The sequence below is a fragment of the Entomomonas sp. E7T21 genome, from assembly GCF_058693955.1.
In genome coordinates this window covers 1736827-1752569 of the sequence record NZ_CP191672.1, presented here as the reverse complement: position 1 = coordinate 1752569, position 15743 = coordinate 1736827, and the positions used below count along the sequence as shown (strand labels likewise).

Below are 15743 nucleotides of genomic sequence, written 5' to 3'. Positions count from 1 at the left end.
TAATTTCTAGGGCTTTGTAAAAGATTAACTACGAATTTTACTTGCTTATAATTCCTGTTTTATATTGCTCAAGTTGGCGGATATCTGGCCAAACTGTCTTATCTGCAAACTCAAAGTGACGGTAGCTTTGGCCCGCCATGCCATTATTGCCTTCTGTTTTAAAGAAGTTAATAAAATGCATTTCATCACCTTGATCACCCACTACTACAATAAGTACATCTCCATCTCGGCGAAAACTAATCATCTCTGGTGTAACATCTTTGCCAAATATAATCTTATCTTTATAACTATCGCTATTAGCATATTGATCAAAACTATCAATAGTATCTTTACCATCGCCTAGGTTAAAATGGATAATATCGCCTGCTGAACTATTGATTCTATTAATAATATGGTCATTACCTAAACCACCTATTAACTCTCCTCGGCCTGTAATAGTATCATCTCCTGCCTCACCATATAGATAATTATAACCAACAGTATCTGTAATAGTATCATTTCCTCCGCCTGCATAGATGGCATCATGATAACTAGTGCCTACAATAGTATCGTCTTCATCACCATAATAATATGTCCATACTAAATTATTTAAGGTTGGACGAATATCTGTCCAAACTGTACCATCTGCAAATTCAAAGTGACGATAACTTTGACCACCCATCCCTAAGTTACCCGCTCCGTTAAAGAAGTTAATAAAGTGCATTTCATCTCCTTGATCACCCACTACTACAATAAGTACATCTCCATCTCGGCGAAAACTAATCATCTCAGGAGTGACATCTTTACCAAATATAATTTTATCTTTATAACTATCGCTATTAGCATATTGATCAAAACTATCAATAGTATCTTTACCATCCCCTAGATTAAAATGGATAATATCGCCTGTTGAATAATTTACTCTATTGATAATATGATCATTACCTTTGCCGCCTCTAAATTCACCACGTCCTGTGATAGTATCATTTCCAGCTCCTCCATCTAGGTAGTTATAACCTGCAGTATCAGTAATGGTGTCATCACCTGCTCCTGCATAAATAGCATCGTCCCATGGTGTTCCTACGATTTCCTTATTGTAGTTATCAGGATAATATTGTTTTAATACCATTTTACGAATATCCTCCCAAACTGTACCATCTGCAAATTCAAAGTGACGGTAACTTTGGCCCCCCATCCCTGAGTTACCCGCTGCGTTAAAGAAGTTAATAAAGTGCATTTCATCTCCTTGATCACCCACTACTACAATAAGTACATCTCCATCTCGGCGAAAACTAATCATCTCAGGAGTGACATCTTTACCAAATATAATTTTATCTTTATAACTATCGCTATTAGCATATTGATCAAAACTATCAATAGTATCTTTACCATCCCCTAGATTAAAATGGATAATATCGCCTGTTGAATAATTTACTCTATTGATAATATGATCATTACCAATACCGCCTCTAAATTCACCACGTCCTGTGATAGTATCATTTCCAGCTCCTCCATCTAGGTAGTTATAACCTGCAGTATCAGTAATGGTGTCATCACCTGCTCCTGCATAAATAGCATCGTCCCATGGTGTTCCTACGATTTCCTTATTGTAGTTATCAGGATAATATTGTTTTAATACCATTTTACGAATATCCTCCCAAACTGTACCATCTGCAAATTCAAAGTGACGGTAACTTTGGCCCCCCATCCCTGAGTTACCATCTCCTTTAAAGAAGTTAATAAAGTGCATTTCATCTCCTTGATTACCTACCACTACCACTAATACATTACCCTCGCGACGGAAGCTAATCATCTCAGGAGTGACATCTTTGCCAAATATAATTTTATCTTTATAACTATCGCTATTAGCATATTGATCAAAACCATCAATAGTATCTTTACCATCCTCTAGATTAAAATGAATAATATCCCCTGCTGAGTTATTGATTCGGTTCATAATATAATCATTACCTTTGCCGCCTCTAAACTCCCCTCTGCCATAGATAAAGTCATCTCCATCTCCCCCATCTAGGTAGTTATAACCTACAAGATCTTTGATATGATCATTACCACTACCTGCATAGATCGCATCATCCCAAGGCGTTCCTAAAATATTATTTTGATTATCTGCATAATATTGAGTTAGTTTTGTTTTGCGAATATCTGGCCAAATAGTGCCATCTGTAAACTCAAAGTGACGATAAGTTTGACCACCAACTCCATCGGCTAAGCTAAAGAAGTTAATAAAGTGCATTTCATCACCTTGGTCACCCACTACTACTATTAAACTTTCCCCATCTCGACGAAAACTGACCATATCAGGGGTGACATCTTTGCCAAATATAATCTTATCCTTATAGGCGTCACTACCAGCATTACTATCAAAGCTTTCAATAATATCTTTACCATCGCCCAAATTAAAATGAATAATATCTCCTGGTGAGTTAGTTAGTCTATTATTAATATGATCATTACCAATGCCTCCTCTAAACTCGCCTCTTCCCAAAATAACATCATCACCTGCACCACCATCTAAGTAGTTATAACCCACATAATCCCTAATATAATCATTCTCAGCACCTGCATAGATCACATCATCCCATGGTGTACCTAAAATATTATTTTGATTATCTGCATAGTATTGGGTTAATTTTATTTTACGAATATCTGGCCATACTGTACCATCTGCAAATTCAAATTGACGATAGCTTTGACCTGTTGCATTAGAATTACTTTCATCACCAAAAAATCTAACAAAATTCATTTCATCGCCATGATCACCTACTACCACAACTAAAGAAGTTCCCTCACGACGAAAGCTAATCATATCAGGCGTTACATCTTCACCAAACACTACTTTATCTTTATAGTTATCACTACTAGCGTTGCTATCATAACTTTCAATAATATCTTTACCATCACCTAGATTAAAGTGAATGATTTCTCCTGCTGAGCTATCAAATCTACTAACAATACGATCATTACCTTTACCACCTCTAAACTCACCTCTCCCCATGATTACATCGTTACCAGCACCACCATCTAAGTAGTTATAGCCTGTATAACTTTTAATAACATCATCACCTGAACCTGCATAGATAACATCTGTCCATGGGGTACCTATAATTTGGTTATAATCATCAGGGTAATATTGTTTGAGGGGTAGTTTTCGAATATCTTCCCATACTGTTCCATCTGCAAATTCAAATTGGTGATAGGTTTGACCTGCTGCATTGTAAACCGACTCATCACCAAAGAATCTAACAAACCACATTTCATCACCTTGATCGCCTACCACCACAACTAAAGCTGCGCCCTCTCGACGAAATGTGATCATATCAGGGGTAACATCTTCACCAAAAATAACTCTATCTTTATAGCCATTACTATCATAACTATCGATAATATCTTTACCATCACCTAGGTTAAAACGAATAATCTCTCCAGCTGAATTACTGACTATATTCATAATATGGTCATTACCAATACCCCCTATCATTTCTCCTCTTCCTACAATGACATCATCACCAGCACCACCATCTAGATAGTTATAACCTGTATAATCCATAATGACATCATTGCCTGAACCACCTATTAAGGTATCATTACCATTGGTTCCAAAAAGTATCATAGGATCATCAGGAAAGGTTAGTTCTCGGATATCTGCCCAAAAACCACCATTGGCAAACTCAAAACGATTAAAAGTTTGGTAATCAGTGTGTTTATAATAGTTAGTGAAGGTTATTTGATCAGTTTTATCACCTACTTTAACAATTAAGTCATCATTATTTTGACTGAAGCTAATCATTGCTTTGGTAATACCTTCACCAAAGATGACTTTATCTCGCTTACCATAATTTTCATCTTGTAAATCATCGAAAGCATTAACAATATAGTTACCTGCACCACTATTAAAAATCAAGGTATCATGAATACCTGGCTCTTGAGCATTTACTATAAGATCAGTATCCAACCTATCACTTGCTATAGTCTCTTGTTCAGAGCTTGCAACAGCTTGATTATGCGTATTGATATTTTGTGCATGTATTATCTTAAAAGGCGATATAGAGAGCACCATAAAAAGCAAGGTGAATATACGCCGATAGTGTTTTTTAAATTTTTTCATTATGAAATCCTTAGAGCCTCACCAGAAATAGATAAATTCCTATGAAGCTCCTATGTACTATTTATCTTATTAACTGTTTGATATATCTGTTGTTTCTCTATTACGGCTAGAGATGAAGGCATGGTAGGTTGTTTATAGAGGCAATTCTTTTGGCTTAAGCAAAAATTAATTAAAAGTGTATTAAAAAAATTAGCTAAGTTTTGCTATAGCAGATTTCAGATAAAGATTATGAAAATAATTTGATAATTCTAAGGTTTATCTTTTTATTAATAACTAATTACTCATAGAAACTATCCATTGATTAAATAATTTAGAGGTGTAGTAACTATTATTAATTAAATAGCAAATCACTATTTGATATATACAGCATATAAACCTCATTTAATTAATGGTTGAAATAAGGCATTTATTATTCTTATAAAATTTTTGTTTAAGCCAAAAGAATTGCCTCTATAAACAACCTACCATGCCTTCATCTCTAGCCGTAATAGAGAAACAACAGATATATCAAACAGTTAATAAGATAAATAGTACATAGGAGCTTCATAGGAATTTATCTATTTCTGGTGAGGCTCTAAGGATTTCATAATGAAAAAATTTAAAAAACACTATCGGCGTATATTCACCTTGCTCTTTATGGTGCTCTCTATATCGCCTTTTAAAGTAGTTCTCGCCCAAGATGCAGAGTGTGCTGAAGTTAAAGTGATTATTGAGCAAAAACTATCATTTGAACGGCAAGCGTTTGACGCAAAAATGCTGATTAATAATGGTTTAACTTCTGCAAAATTAGAAAATATTCGTATTGAACTGCTATTTGAGGATCAAAACAATCAACCTGTCTCAGTGACTGAAGATGCTAATGAAACAGATGCACTGTTTTTTTACAAAGTAGATTCACTTTCTGGTATCGAAAATATTTCAGGTACAGGTGAGATTGCCAGTAAGTCTTCAGCTGAAATCCACTGGTTAATTATTCCTGCCTATGGAGCGGCAGATGAACGGGATCAATTATATTATGTGGGTGCAAAAGTAAGTTATACCTTAAATGGGGAAGAAACAAGCGTTGATGTTACACCAGATTATATTACGGTAAGACCTTTACCTAAATTAGTTTTAGATTACTTTTTTCCTGAAGATGTTTATGGTGATGATGCTTTTACTACAGAGATAGAACCTTCTATTCCCTTCACTTTAGGTGTGAGAGTTAAAAATACAGGATATGGTATTGCTAATAATACAGCCATTGAATCTGCTCAACCAAAGATTGTAGATAATGCTCAAAACTTATTAGTTAATTTTGAGATTATTGGTGGTTATGTAGCCGATCAACTTATTGGCAAAAGCTTACTACTTAATTTAGGAGATATACAGCCTAATACTTCACAAGTAGGTCGTTGGAATGTTATTACTTCACTGTCTGGCAAGTTTACTGAGTTTACAGCAAGCTATTCTCATGCAGATGGTTTAGGCGGTAAATTAACCTCTTTAATTGACAGTGTGAATACGCATACATTAGTGCATGATGTTAAAGTTGACCTTGCTAATCGAGATAATGTTCGTGACTTTCTTGCATTTGACCAAGACACCTTAAGAGTATATGAATCAGAGGGTATTGATTCAGAAGTCAGTGATCTATCTTCACAAAGTTTACTGCAAGCTAATAATGGTAAATATGATGTTAGCTTTCCTGCCACAATGGGGCTAGTTTACACCAAGCTAGCTGATCCATTTAATGGCACTAGAACACCTATCAATATGCAGCGCTCTGATGGCAAAGTGATTGCTCATGAGAACGTTTGGCTATCAAAAGAGCGTAATGAAGATTTATCTTGGTCTTACTTTATTCATTTATTTGATACAAATTCAACAGGCCAATATCAGTTTACATTTACTGAAATAACCAATAAAGCATCATTAGCAGGCATTGTGTATAACGATACTAATGATAACGGTATATTTGATGAGTCAGAAAAAGGTATTGGCGTTGCAGGTATTCAGTTAACAGGAACAGATCAAGATGGTATAAAAATATCTGCACAGGCTTATACAGATAACCAAGGTCATTTTAATTTCGTAGGATTAAATCCCGGTAATTACTCTCTACAAGCCTTGCCACTTAATGGCCTAAATGATGGTCAAGCAACCACTACAGCAGCAAATGCAATAACCCAAATAAGCAAAATTTCTGATATTCAATTAGCTGCTGGTATACAAGTGGATGGCAATCTGTTTGCCAAAGTAAGTAGCGAAATAGCACTACCCCAAACCAATACAGCAGATCTTGATATTGGCATAGTTACCTCAACCAATTCCGCTAACGTTGATGATACCGTTAAATACACGGTTACTTTAACTAATCATGGCCCTAGTGATGCGATAGACACAAGCGTAGATTTATCTATTCCTAAAAACTTAAGAGTTTATCTTATTAGCAGCACTGCTGGTCAAGTTATCAATAGTAATGGTCGTTGGGTTATCAATAAAATTCCGTCAGGTGCGTCATATACCTTACAGATAAATACAAGAGTTATGCAAGCAACTGGTAATGTCCCTGTAACAGCTACTATTAAAAGCCAAACAGAGGATAAAAATCCAACCAATAATACAGCAACTGTTACTTTGCTAACCACAGCAACTGCAAAATTAAAGCTTGGATTTGAACAATTTATTACTCAAGTTGCATCAAACTATTAATAGGTAAGGATACCATGATGAGTTTTTTAGGAAACAAACAGTTTAGTAACAAGGGTGGGCTTTATCTAGGTCTGTTATTAATTATTACACAATGCCTACAGAGTTATGCTGGCTGTCCAAATAATACATTAGCTAATGAACAAACAGATCAACATAACCAGATTAACTTTGTAAGTCACCAACACAGTTTAGACAATAGTTGTTGGATTAAAGATTCTGAAATAACGGTATTAGCTCAAAAAGAAACAATAACATTGGTTGATGTAAGGTCTAAAACTGAGCAAAAAGCATTACCATTAAATGGTTTATTAGATATTCCTCTCTCTGCTTTACCTAACAAACAGTTTCTAAAGCAACAACCTATTGTATTAGTTGGCACGGGCTTTGATCAGGTTATGCTAAATAAAGCCTGCATACAACTAAAGCAAGCAGGTTTTACAGCAGTTTATGCTTTAGAAGGTGGTGCTTATGTTTTGGATAAAAGCCAACAGCAACATTACGAAATAACACCTGAGCAATATTGGTCTGGCTCAATGGCTAGCCCATGGAAAACCATTGTTATTGATATTGCCGAAGATGATTTACAGGCATTACCCATAAAACCATTTAAACAACTGGTATCCACAACAGATAACGTTGTTTTGGCCATTCACCAAACGTTATCTCAATTCAACCAATTAACCCCTATTCAGCTTGTACTTATTACTCAAGATCAAGCGACAACAAAGCATTGGCAACAGACATTAAATAACCTTACAGATTCTAAACAAATCGTGTGGTTACAGGGAGGCGTACAAAATTATAACGATTATATCAATCAGCAACAAAGCATTCGAAATAACGCAGCAAAAGCATCTATTCGCTCCTGTCGTTAATTCCTATAAACGCATTATAAGGTAATAATATATGAACATATTGCAACACTATAATCGAACCTTGTTTTTACTTTACCTAATTAAAAAACAAAGTTATCGATTACTCACATTAACATTAAAGAGAATAACCAGCTTAATTGCTTTTTGTAGTCTTATCGCAATAAGCAATTTAACAATAGCAGCCACGGATACAGGTTTAACAGGTGATGATCAAGTTAAAGGCCCTTTCCCTATTGGGTTTAACTTTAAATTCTACCAACAGGAATTTAAGGATTTTTATGCTTCAACCAATGGGCTACTACAATTTACCAATCCATCAACAGCCTATTCTAATAACTGTTTACCTAGCAGTCTAAATAATACACTTTATGTATTTTGGGATGATTTAAGAACCAATGTAACAGGCCAACCTAATGGTACCGTTTATTATGAAACCATTGGTGAAGCACCAGATCGCCAATTAATTGTGCAATGGACTAATCAATATTTTTATGGTTCTAATTTACCTATGGGCACCTTCCAAGCCATTCTATTTGAAGGCTCTAATGAAATAAAATTCCAGTACCGTAATCTATTTGATGATCGTAGTAAAGGTAACAGTGCAACCATTGGTATTCAAGGAGAAAACAAACTAGCACAACAAATTAGCTGTAATCAAAGCAATGCTTTGTCCTCTGAACAAGCTATTGTATTTACACCTAATGAATCACTAACAGGCTATACGGTTAACACAAAAGCTGAATATGACTTTATCGATATTTCAGGACTTAGTGTTAGACCACCAGTAGCAGCTAGTCGCTATACAAAAACAAATTTACATTGGACATGGAGCCAACTTGCTACACTGACCTCCTACGAAATAGAAATTCAGGATCAACAAGGTAATACTGTTTTACAACAGGTTGTAGGTAATGTAGGTGAGTTTACCTATAACACCAACCTAACCAATGGCAAAAGCTACAAAGCTAGAGTAAGAGGCAGTATTAACAATGGTGGCACATGGGAATTTTGGTCAGGTTTTTCTTTACCTATCACAGTAGATACAGGCAAACCCCAAGTACAGGTTGATAGCTTCTCCCGCTTAAACGATGAAACTCTTAAAATTACCTATCAAGCAAGTGATGATATCAGTGGCCTTGCCGTAGTTAATCTACAAATAGCCAGTGATGAAGCATTTGATACTATCCTAGTGACAGAGCAACTTTCTATTGAAAACACTTCTGCCACTATTACAAGTATCAACCATAGAGGATCACTCTATGCACGCATAAATGCCGTTGACCAAATTGGTAATATTTCAGATTTTTCTAATATTAAATCAATAGAGCTTTTAGCGCCTACCATTATAACTCCTGTTACCAATAGTAAGCTTAATCAAGCATCTGTAATGGTGTCTGGCAAAGGTGAAGCAGGCGGTTTAGTACAACTCTTTCTCAATGCTCAAGCAATAGGTTCTGAGCTTGAAGTTGATCAACAAAATAACTTTAGCACCACTATTACTTTACCTACTGAAGGTAACTATCAACTAAGTGCAACTATTAAAACTGATTCAGGAACAAGCGAGCTAAGCAACCTTATTAGTGTTGAATATAAACTACCTATTCCTACAGCCAGTTTTGTTACACCAACAGAAGGTTTAACCCTAGTAGCACCCACTCAAATTGAAATCAGTGCTATTGATGAACTAGCGATTAAACAAGTTGAAATCTATATCAACAACAGCAAAAAAGCCACATTAACCAAAATTCCCTATCAATACCAATGGGATGTTACTCAACTTAAAAATGGTGATTACACTATTAAAGTTAATGTCATTAATAGCAGTAATAAAATAGTTACATTAACCCGTCAAGTAAAAGTGGATATACAGCAACCTGAAATACCACAAACTATCTATACAGGAGAAATAACCGATATTTCACCTAAAACAAGTTATGGGCCACAGCCTATTACATTTACAGGGCATGCTATTTATCGAACAGATGCTGAAAAAGCAGCTAATCTGCCTTTAACACTGTTACTGACTACCAATGGCTTTGATAAAACAATTAATGTAGTTACTGATGCAACAGGTGCATTCTCCTATACCTTTCAACCAGCGGCGCATGATGCTGGGCTTTATACCGCAATGGCTATTCACCCGAAAGAATCAAAAACCTATGCACAAGGTAACTTTGCCATCAATCGCATTAAATTTGATATAACAGGTTACAACCTAACCACTGCTAGACACTTAGCAACCCCCATCAAAGTAACAGCTACTACCAGTGCTGGAGCAACCAATCTGCATTGGGAATTAAGAGCAGAAGATCAGCCTACAGGTACTTTACCTAAAGGCATTGAAATTGATACCAGTGCCACAGTTAACATAGCAGCAGGCAAAAGTGCGCCCCTTATTATTAACTTCAAAGCAGATGATACAGCACCCGAAACAGGCACATTATTTTTAACAGCCTTCGCTACAGATTCAGGCAATTTAGAGCGTGGTAAATTCCAAATTAACTACCGTTTAACACCTGCCACACCTGCACTTACTGTTACACCAACCTATATAGAAACAGGTGTCCAACAAGCAAGCAGTATTGTTGAAAGTGTCAAACTTACCAATAAAGGCTTAATTGCTGCTGAAAATGTACAAATTAAACTGCTAGATCAAAACAACAACCCAGCACCTAATTGGGTATTTATTAGTAGCAATCAATTAGGCTCACTAGAAGTAGGTGAAACAGTAGATTTACAGCTTACTGCACAACCAGATAGCAACTTAGCAGATGGTATTTATAAATTTAATATTATCGTAACAGCAAGCAATGGTAACGGCGGCACTATTCCTGTTTCTGTATCTGTCACACAACATGGACAAGGCTCTGTCATGTTTGATGTAGCCGATATCTACACGGCAACATTGGATGAAAATGGCTTACCTATTCAAGGTGTAGCTAACGTCACTATTAAACTACAAAACGAGAATGTACTTACACAACAATACCAATTAAAAACTAATCAACAAGGTCTTGCTGAGCTTAATGATATTCCTCCAGGCATTTATCGCTATCGTGCCAGCGCAACAGATCATGTGGATACAAGTGGCATGTTAGTAATACGTCCCAATGTAACAACCAATGAACATATTTTTATGGAATATCAGCTCATTAATATTGAATTCAATGTTACAGAAACTACTGTTCAAGATGAATATGAAATTGAACTAGAAGCAAGCTTTAATACCCAAGTGCCCGCTCCTGTTATGGTATTTGAACCTATGTCTATCAGCCTAAATGGCATGCAAGCAGGTGATATAAAAACGGGTGAATTAGTATTAACAAATTACGGTTTAGTACAGGCAGAAAATGTTAAATTTTTCCCACCCACTTCAGATACTAAATTCCATTACGAATTCTTAGCTGAAGTACCTACTACTATCGCCCCTAAAACAAGAATTGTTATCCCTTATAAAGTCACAGCCTTAGCAAAACCTGCTTTCAGAATGGCTAGTGCCTTTAGCACAGAGACCACAAACGAAGATTGTGACTCTTATGTTAAATACTTCTCAGAAGAACACACTAGCGAATGCGCCAATGGCGACACCTCAAATGGAAGAAGCCAAGGTAATTACAACAAAGTAGCAGGTAAAAGCTGTAATACAGCCTCTGTTGGTGGTAGTAACAATATCGGCGGATGGGGTTCAGGAGGTTTTGGTGGTGGTACTTCAGGCGGCGCATCAGGCGGCTGGACAGGTGGTGGTTTAGTTACACCAAACCCTATGCCTTTAACACCTGCATGTATCCCAGATTGTGAAGATGGTTGTGGTGGCACAGGCTCATCACCAGTTAATTAATTTAAGGAATTATCTATGTCAATTATTAAACGAAAAAAACACAAAAGAAAACATGTAAAAAAATCATTTACAGATTATTTAATACCTATTGGTTTAATGATTATAATGATCATTATATCCATACCTAAAACAGTATTAGCACAAGCATTATTTAACTTTGATGGTTCAGAACAAAGTATAACCAATGTACCCAATGCAAAAATAAAATTACCTAATACAGAATATACTGAAAGCACTGTTGACTTAAGTGTTAAAGCATTAGGTGGCAATATACAAATAAATCGTACTTGGGAAAATGGTCGCTGGTATGTTAATCCAGCATGGACTAATTTACGCTTTATCCATAATCCACTTGATAACAGCATACAATATATAGACCGTGCCAATATCATTTTTGAACGTACAGGTGATATTAATCTCTATCGATTTGATCAAGTTTATATTAAAAAAACTGATACAGGCTGGCAATGGTACGATCGTCAAGGCAATTGGATTAACTATGATGATAAAGGCCGTATAACAGAATACGGTAATCCTAATAATGTTAAAGTATCTTTTGTGCTAGATAATCAAGGAGCTCGTACAGCAGTAAAAGATCATCATGGAGAATTAGTTTATAGCTTCACCTATGATACTAATGATCGCCTAACACAAGTAAAAGATCGTGAGAACCGAACAGTTACTTATCATTGGCAAGGTAATCTTTTAGTTAAGGTAACGGATGTACTTGGTAATGATTGGCACTATGGCTATGATAGTAAAGGCCAACTTAACCAAAAAACTGAACCAGATGGCGGTATTATAAAAATTGAATATACTGATAGTGTTATTGCTCCACAAACAGCAATGACAAGTGGTAAGGCCATTATTCAAACTTCACCAACCAATGTAATTAAAAAAAATAAATATCGTACAGACCTAAAAGAAGTTAAAACATCACGTGTGGCTAAAGTTATTGATAAAACTGAGGCTGTTACTGCCTATAGCACACAATATAACAGTACAAACAAAGAATACACTATTACTATAATAGATCCTTTAGGCAAGAAAACTGTTACTTCTTTTAATAAAGAAGGTAAAAAGAAATCTACTGCTGTCAATGGTGCAGTAACCGAAACATTTACTAGAGATGGTGACTATCTTTTAAAAGTAACTAATCAAAGAGGATTAACAACTACCATCTCTTATAGTCAAACTAAACAACCTATAAAAATTATTTATCCAGATGGCTCATTTGAACAATTTGAATATAATAATTTAGATCAAAAAACCCGCCATATTAACCAACTAGGTAATATAACTACTTGGCAATATGATCCTGTAGGTAATTTAATTAAACAGGTTGAAGCGCAAGGTAAACCTGAACAAAAAGTTACTACATGGACTCAAGATATTTATGGCCAAACTACTATCAATACTACAGGCGAAAACGACAAAGCTATTACTTTAAATTACTCTTATGATCAATATGGTAATGTAAAAAAATATACTGATGGTAATGGTAATAGCTATACTTATACATATAATATTCAAGGCCAAATTATAAGTAAAACAAATCCTCTAAATAACACATGGAAAACTGATTACAACTTAGCAGGATACCCTCTACAATCTATCGATCCACTTAATAATATAACCAAATACTCAACAGACTTCATAGGGCGAGTAACAGAAGTTATTGATCCTTTAGGCTATAAAAGAAATTATAATTATAATTTTGATAGTAATGGGTTAAAAGTTGAACAAATTAATGAACTAAGTCAAACCACCACTGATTACTATGATACCTTAGCTCGCCCAATAAAAACTATTTCACCATCTGGACTAGAAACTATACAATTGTACGATAATGATGGAAATTTAAAACAACTAACTGAACCGACAGGTAATAGTATACTTATAGAGTACGGAGCCATAGGCAGTGGTTTAGAAGGCCTAGAAACCAGGGTATTTTATCCAACTTATAGTGAAGCCTTTAAATATGATGAGTTAAATCGGCCTGCTCAGATTAGTCAAACTCTAGATAGTAATACTAGCCTAGTTAGTCATATTAGTTACAATAAATTAGATGAGGTTACTCATATAATAAAACCTAACAATAGCAGCCTAATTTTTGAATATGATGCATTAGGTAATATAATAAAACAAATAAAACCATTAGGAGGAGAAACCAAACAAGCTTGGGATATTTTTGGCAATATTACTCAAGTACTTGATGCTAAAGGCAACATATACACTTTTGATTATGATAAAAATAATAATCTAACTAAAGAAACATATGCATTAGGTAGCATTATTGAAAATACGTATGACACAGCAAATCAACTTATTCAACAAAAATATGCTGATGGTAATACTATTACCTATCAATATGATAAAGCTGGGCGTAAAATAAAGGACATCTTTACAGCTAAAAATCAAACAATACCAAGCCAAACCATCACTTATATTTATAATAAAATTAATCAACTTACTGAAATAATACAAAGTGGTGATAGTAATACACATTTTGTTTATACTCTAGATCCTTTAGGTCGTAAAACAAAAGAAACTATTACTTATGGCATAGGTATTCACAAAGTTACATCCGTTCTTAAATACACTTATGATGAAGATGATGCCTTAACTAGTATAACCTACCCTGATAATACAACAGTAAACTATACATATGAAAAGGGCCTATTAAAACAAATACTATTACCTAATAAAGAAACTATTAATTGGACTAATTATAAACAAAGCAAACCAACAAAAATTCTATTTCCTAGTGCCTTACAAACTTATCAATATGATAATTTATTACGACCATTAGATATCAAAGTCATAACCAAAAATAATGATGTATTGATGAGCCGTCGATATACCTATGACTTAATAGGTAATATTCAACATATTGAAACAGAAAATGGAAAGCGAAACTATACATACGACTTACTGGATCAATTGATACTTAGTCAACCATCCCAACAGTTACAACAAAAGGGTTTACCAATTGAATCTTACAGTTATGATCAAATAGGTAATCGTATTGGTAGTACTCACCAGATCGGTAACTGGCTATATAATGATAAAAACCAGTTAATCGAATGGGGAGAAAACCAGCAAAAAACTATTTTAACCTATACTGAAAATGGGCATCTTGCTAGCGAAACAAATGTAAATAAACAACTAAATTATATTTATAATGTAGCTAATAGATTAGTAGCTATAAACAATGCAGATAATACAGAAATAGCTAGTTATCAGTATGATCCTTTTGGCCGTCGCATTAGCAAAACCGTTAATGGCGCTACCACTTATTTTATCTATTCAGATAACGGCCTAATCGCGGAGCTAAATGATCAAGGTTTAATGCAAATTGCCTATGGTTGGGAACCTAATACAGATTGGGGAACCGCTCCATTATGGCAAGCTAATATCATTACTAATAATTCATTAACCACCGCTCAATATCATTATTTACATAGTGACCACTTGGGTACACCTCAAATAGCCACAAACTCTAATGGTAAAGTAACATGGCAAAGTGTATCAGAAAGCTTTGGAAAAACGGTTACTAATCCAAATAACCAAATTACAATGAACTTACGTTTTCCTGGCCAGTATTTTGATCAGGAATCTGGCTTACATTATAATTACTTCAGAGATTATAATTCTAATATAGGCCGTTATATTCAAAGTGATCCTATTGGATTAGAAGGAGGTATTAACCTATATGAATATGTAGAAAATAATCCATTAAATAAATTTGATAATAATGGCTTATATCCAACAACAGTAGACGCAGCTTGTAGGCAAAACCCTACTCTTTGTGCTGCAGTTGGGGGTGCTAGAACTAAACCTTCAACATCACCTGTAGTTGATACTATGCCCCCTTTGTTTCCTCCTGAAAAAAGAGGTAGTGACTGGGGTTGTAAAGCTAGAGCAGAATGTGATGATAATAAACCAGGTAATTGTCCAAAAGATCCGAAGCAACGAGCCAAATTTGCAACATGGTATGATCCCAATTTTCATGTAGCAAGGTCAACCGCTAGCACCTTAGCAACACAAAGATTAGGTTGCAAACCTAAGCATAATGCATGCGTTTGTGTTAAAAAAGGCAAGCAAATATATAGAGGTGGATGCGGAAATAAACAAGGAAATTAGTATTTTATAAAATATAGATATGTAACTTATAACTCATCGCATTAAAGTGGGTTATAAGTTATAAAAATTAATTATTAGCACTTAC

General features: G+C 35.0%; 5 protein-coding genes. 4 read left to right on the top strand and 1 reads right to left on the bottom strand.

Features of this window, described 5'->3' with window-relative positions; translation table 11 throughout:
• Positions 1 to 37: 37 nt before the first annotated feature.
• Positions 38 to 4105, bottom strand: a complete 4068-nt coding sequence (locus ACQVD9_RS08480; RefSeq protein ID WP_492088763.1) for a calcium-binding protein — start codon at positions 4103 to 4105, stop codon at positions 38 to 40.
• 588 nt (positions 4106 to 4693) lie between these two features.
• Here ACQVD9_RS08480 and ACQVD9_RS08475 point away from each other — a divergent pair.
• The 4 genes from ACQVD9_RS08475 to ACQVD9_RS08460 are packed head-to-tail and all read left to right on the top strand — an operon-like array spanning position 4694 to position 15658.
• On the top strand, positions 4694 to 6799 hold the full coding sequence (locus tag ACQVD9_RS08475; RefSeq protein WP_264745613.1) for an SdrD B-like domain-containing protein: 2106 nt from the start codon (positions 4694 to 4696) through the stop codon (positions 6797 to 6799).
• Positions 6800 to 6813: 14 nt separating this feature from the next.
• Positions 6814 to 7674 carry a rhodanese-like domain-containing protein gene (locus ACQVD9_RS08470; RefSeq protein ID WP_264745612.1) on the top strand — a complete coding sequence of 287 codons (861 nt, stop codon included), beginning with the start codon at positions 6814 to 6816 and terminating at the stop codon, positions 7672 to 7674.
• 31 nt (positions 7675 to 7705) lie between these two features.
• Positions 7706 to 11512 (top strand): Ig-like domain-containing protein, encoded by a 3807-nt coding sequence (locus tag ACQVD9_RS08465; RefSeq protein ID WP_264745611.1) that lies wholly within the window; start codon positions 7706 to 7708, stop codon positions 11510 to 11512.
• 15 nt (positions 11513 to 11527) lie between these two features.
• Positions 11528 to 15658, top strand: coding sequence for an RHS repeat-associated core domain-containing protein (locus ACQVD9_RS08460; RefSeq protein ID WP_264745610.1), 4131 nt, complete (start codon positions 11528 to 11530; stop codon positions 15656 to 15658).
• The last annotated feature ends 85 nt before the right edge of the window (positions 15659 to 15743 follow it).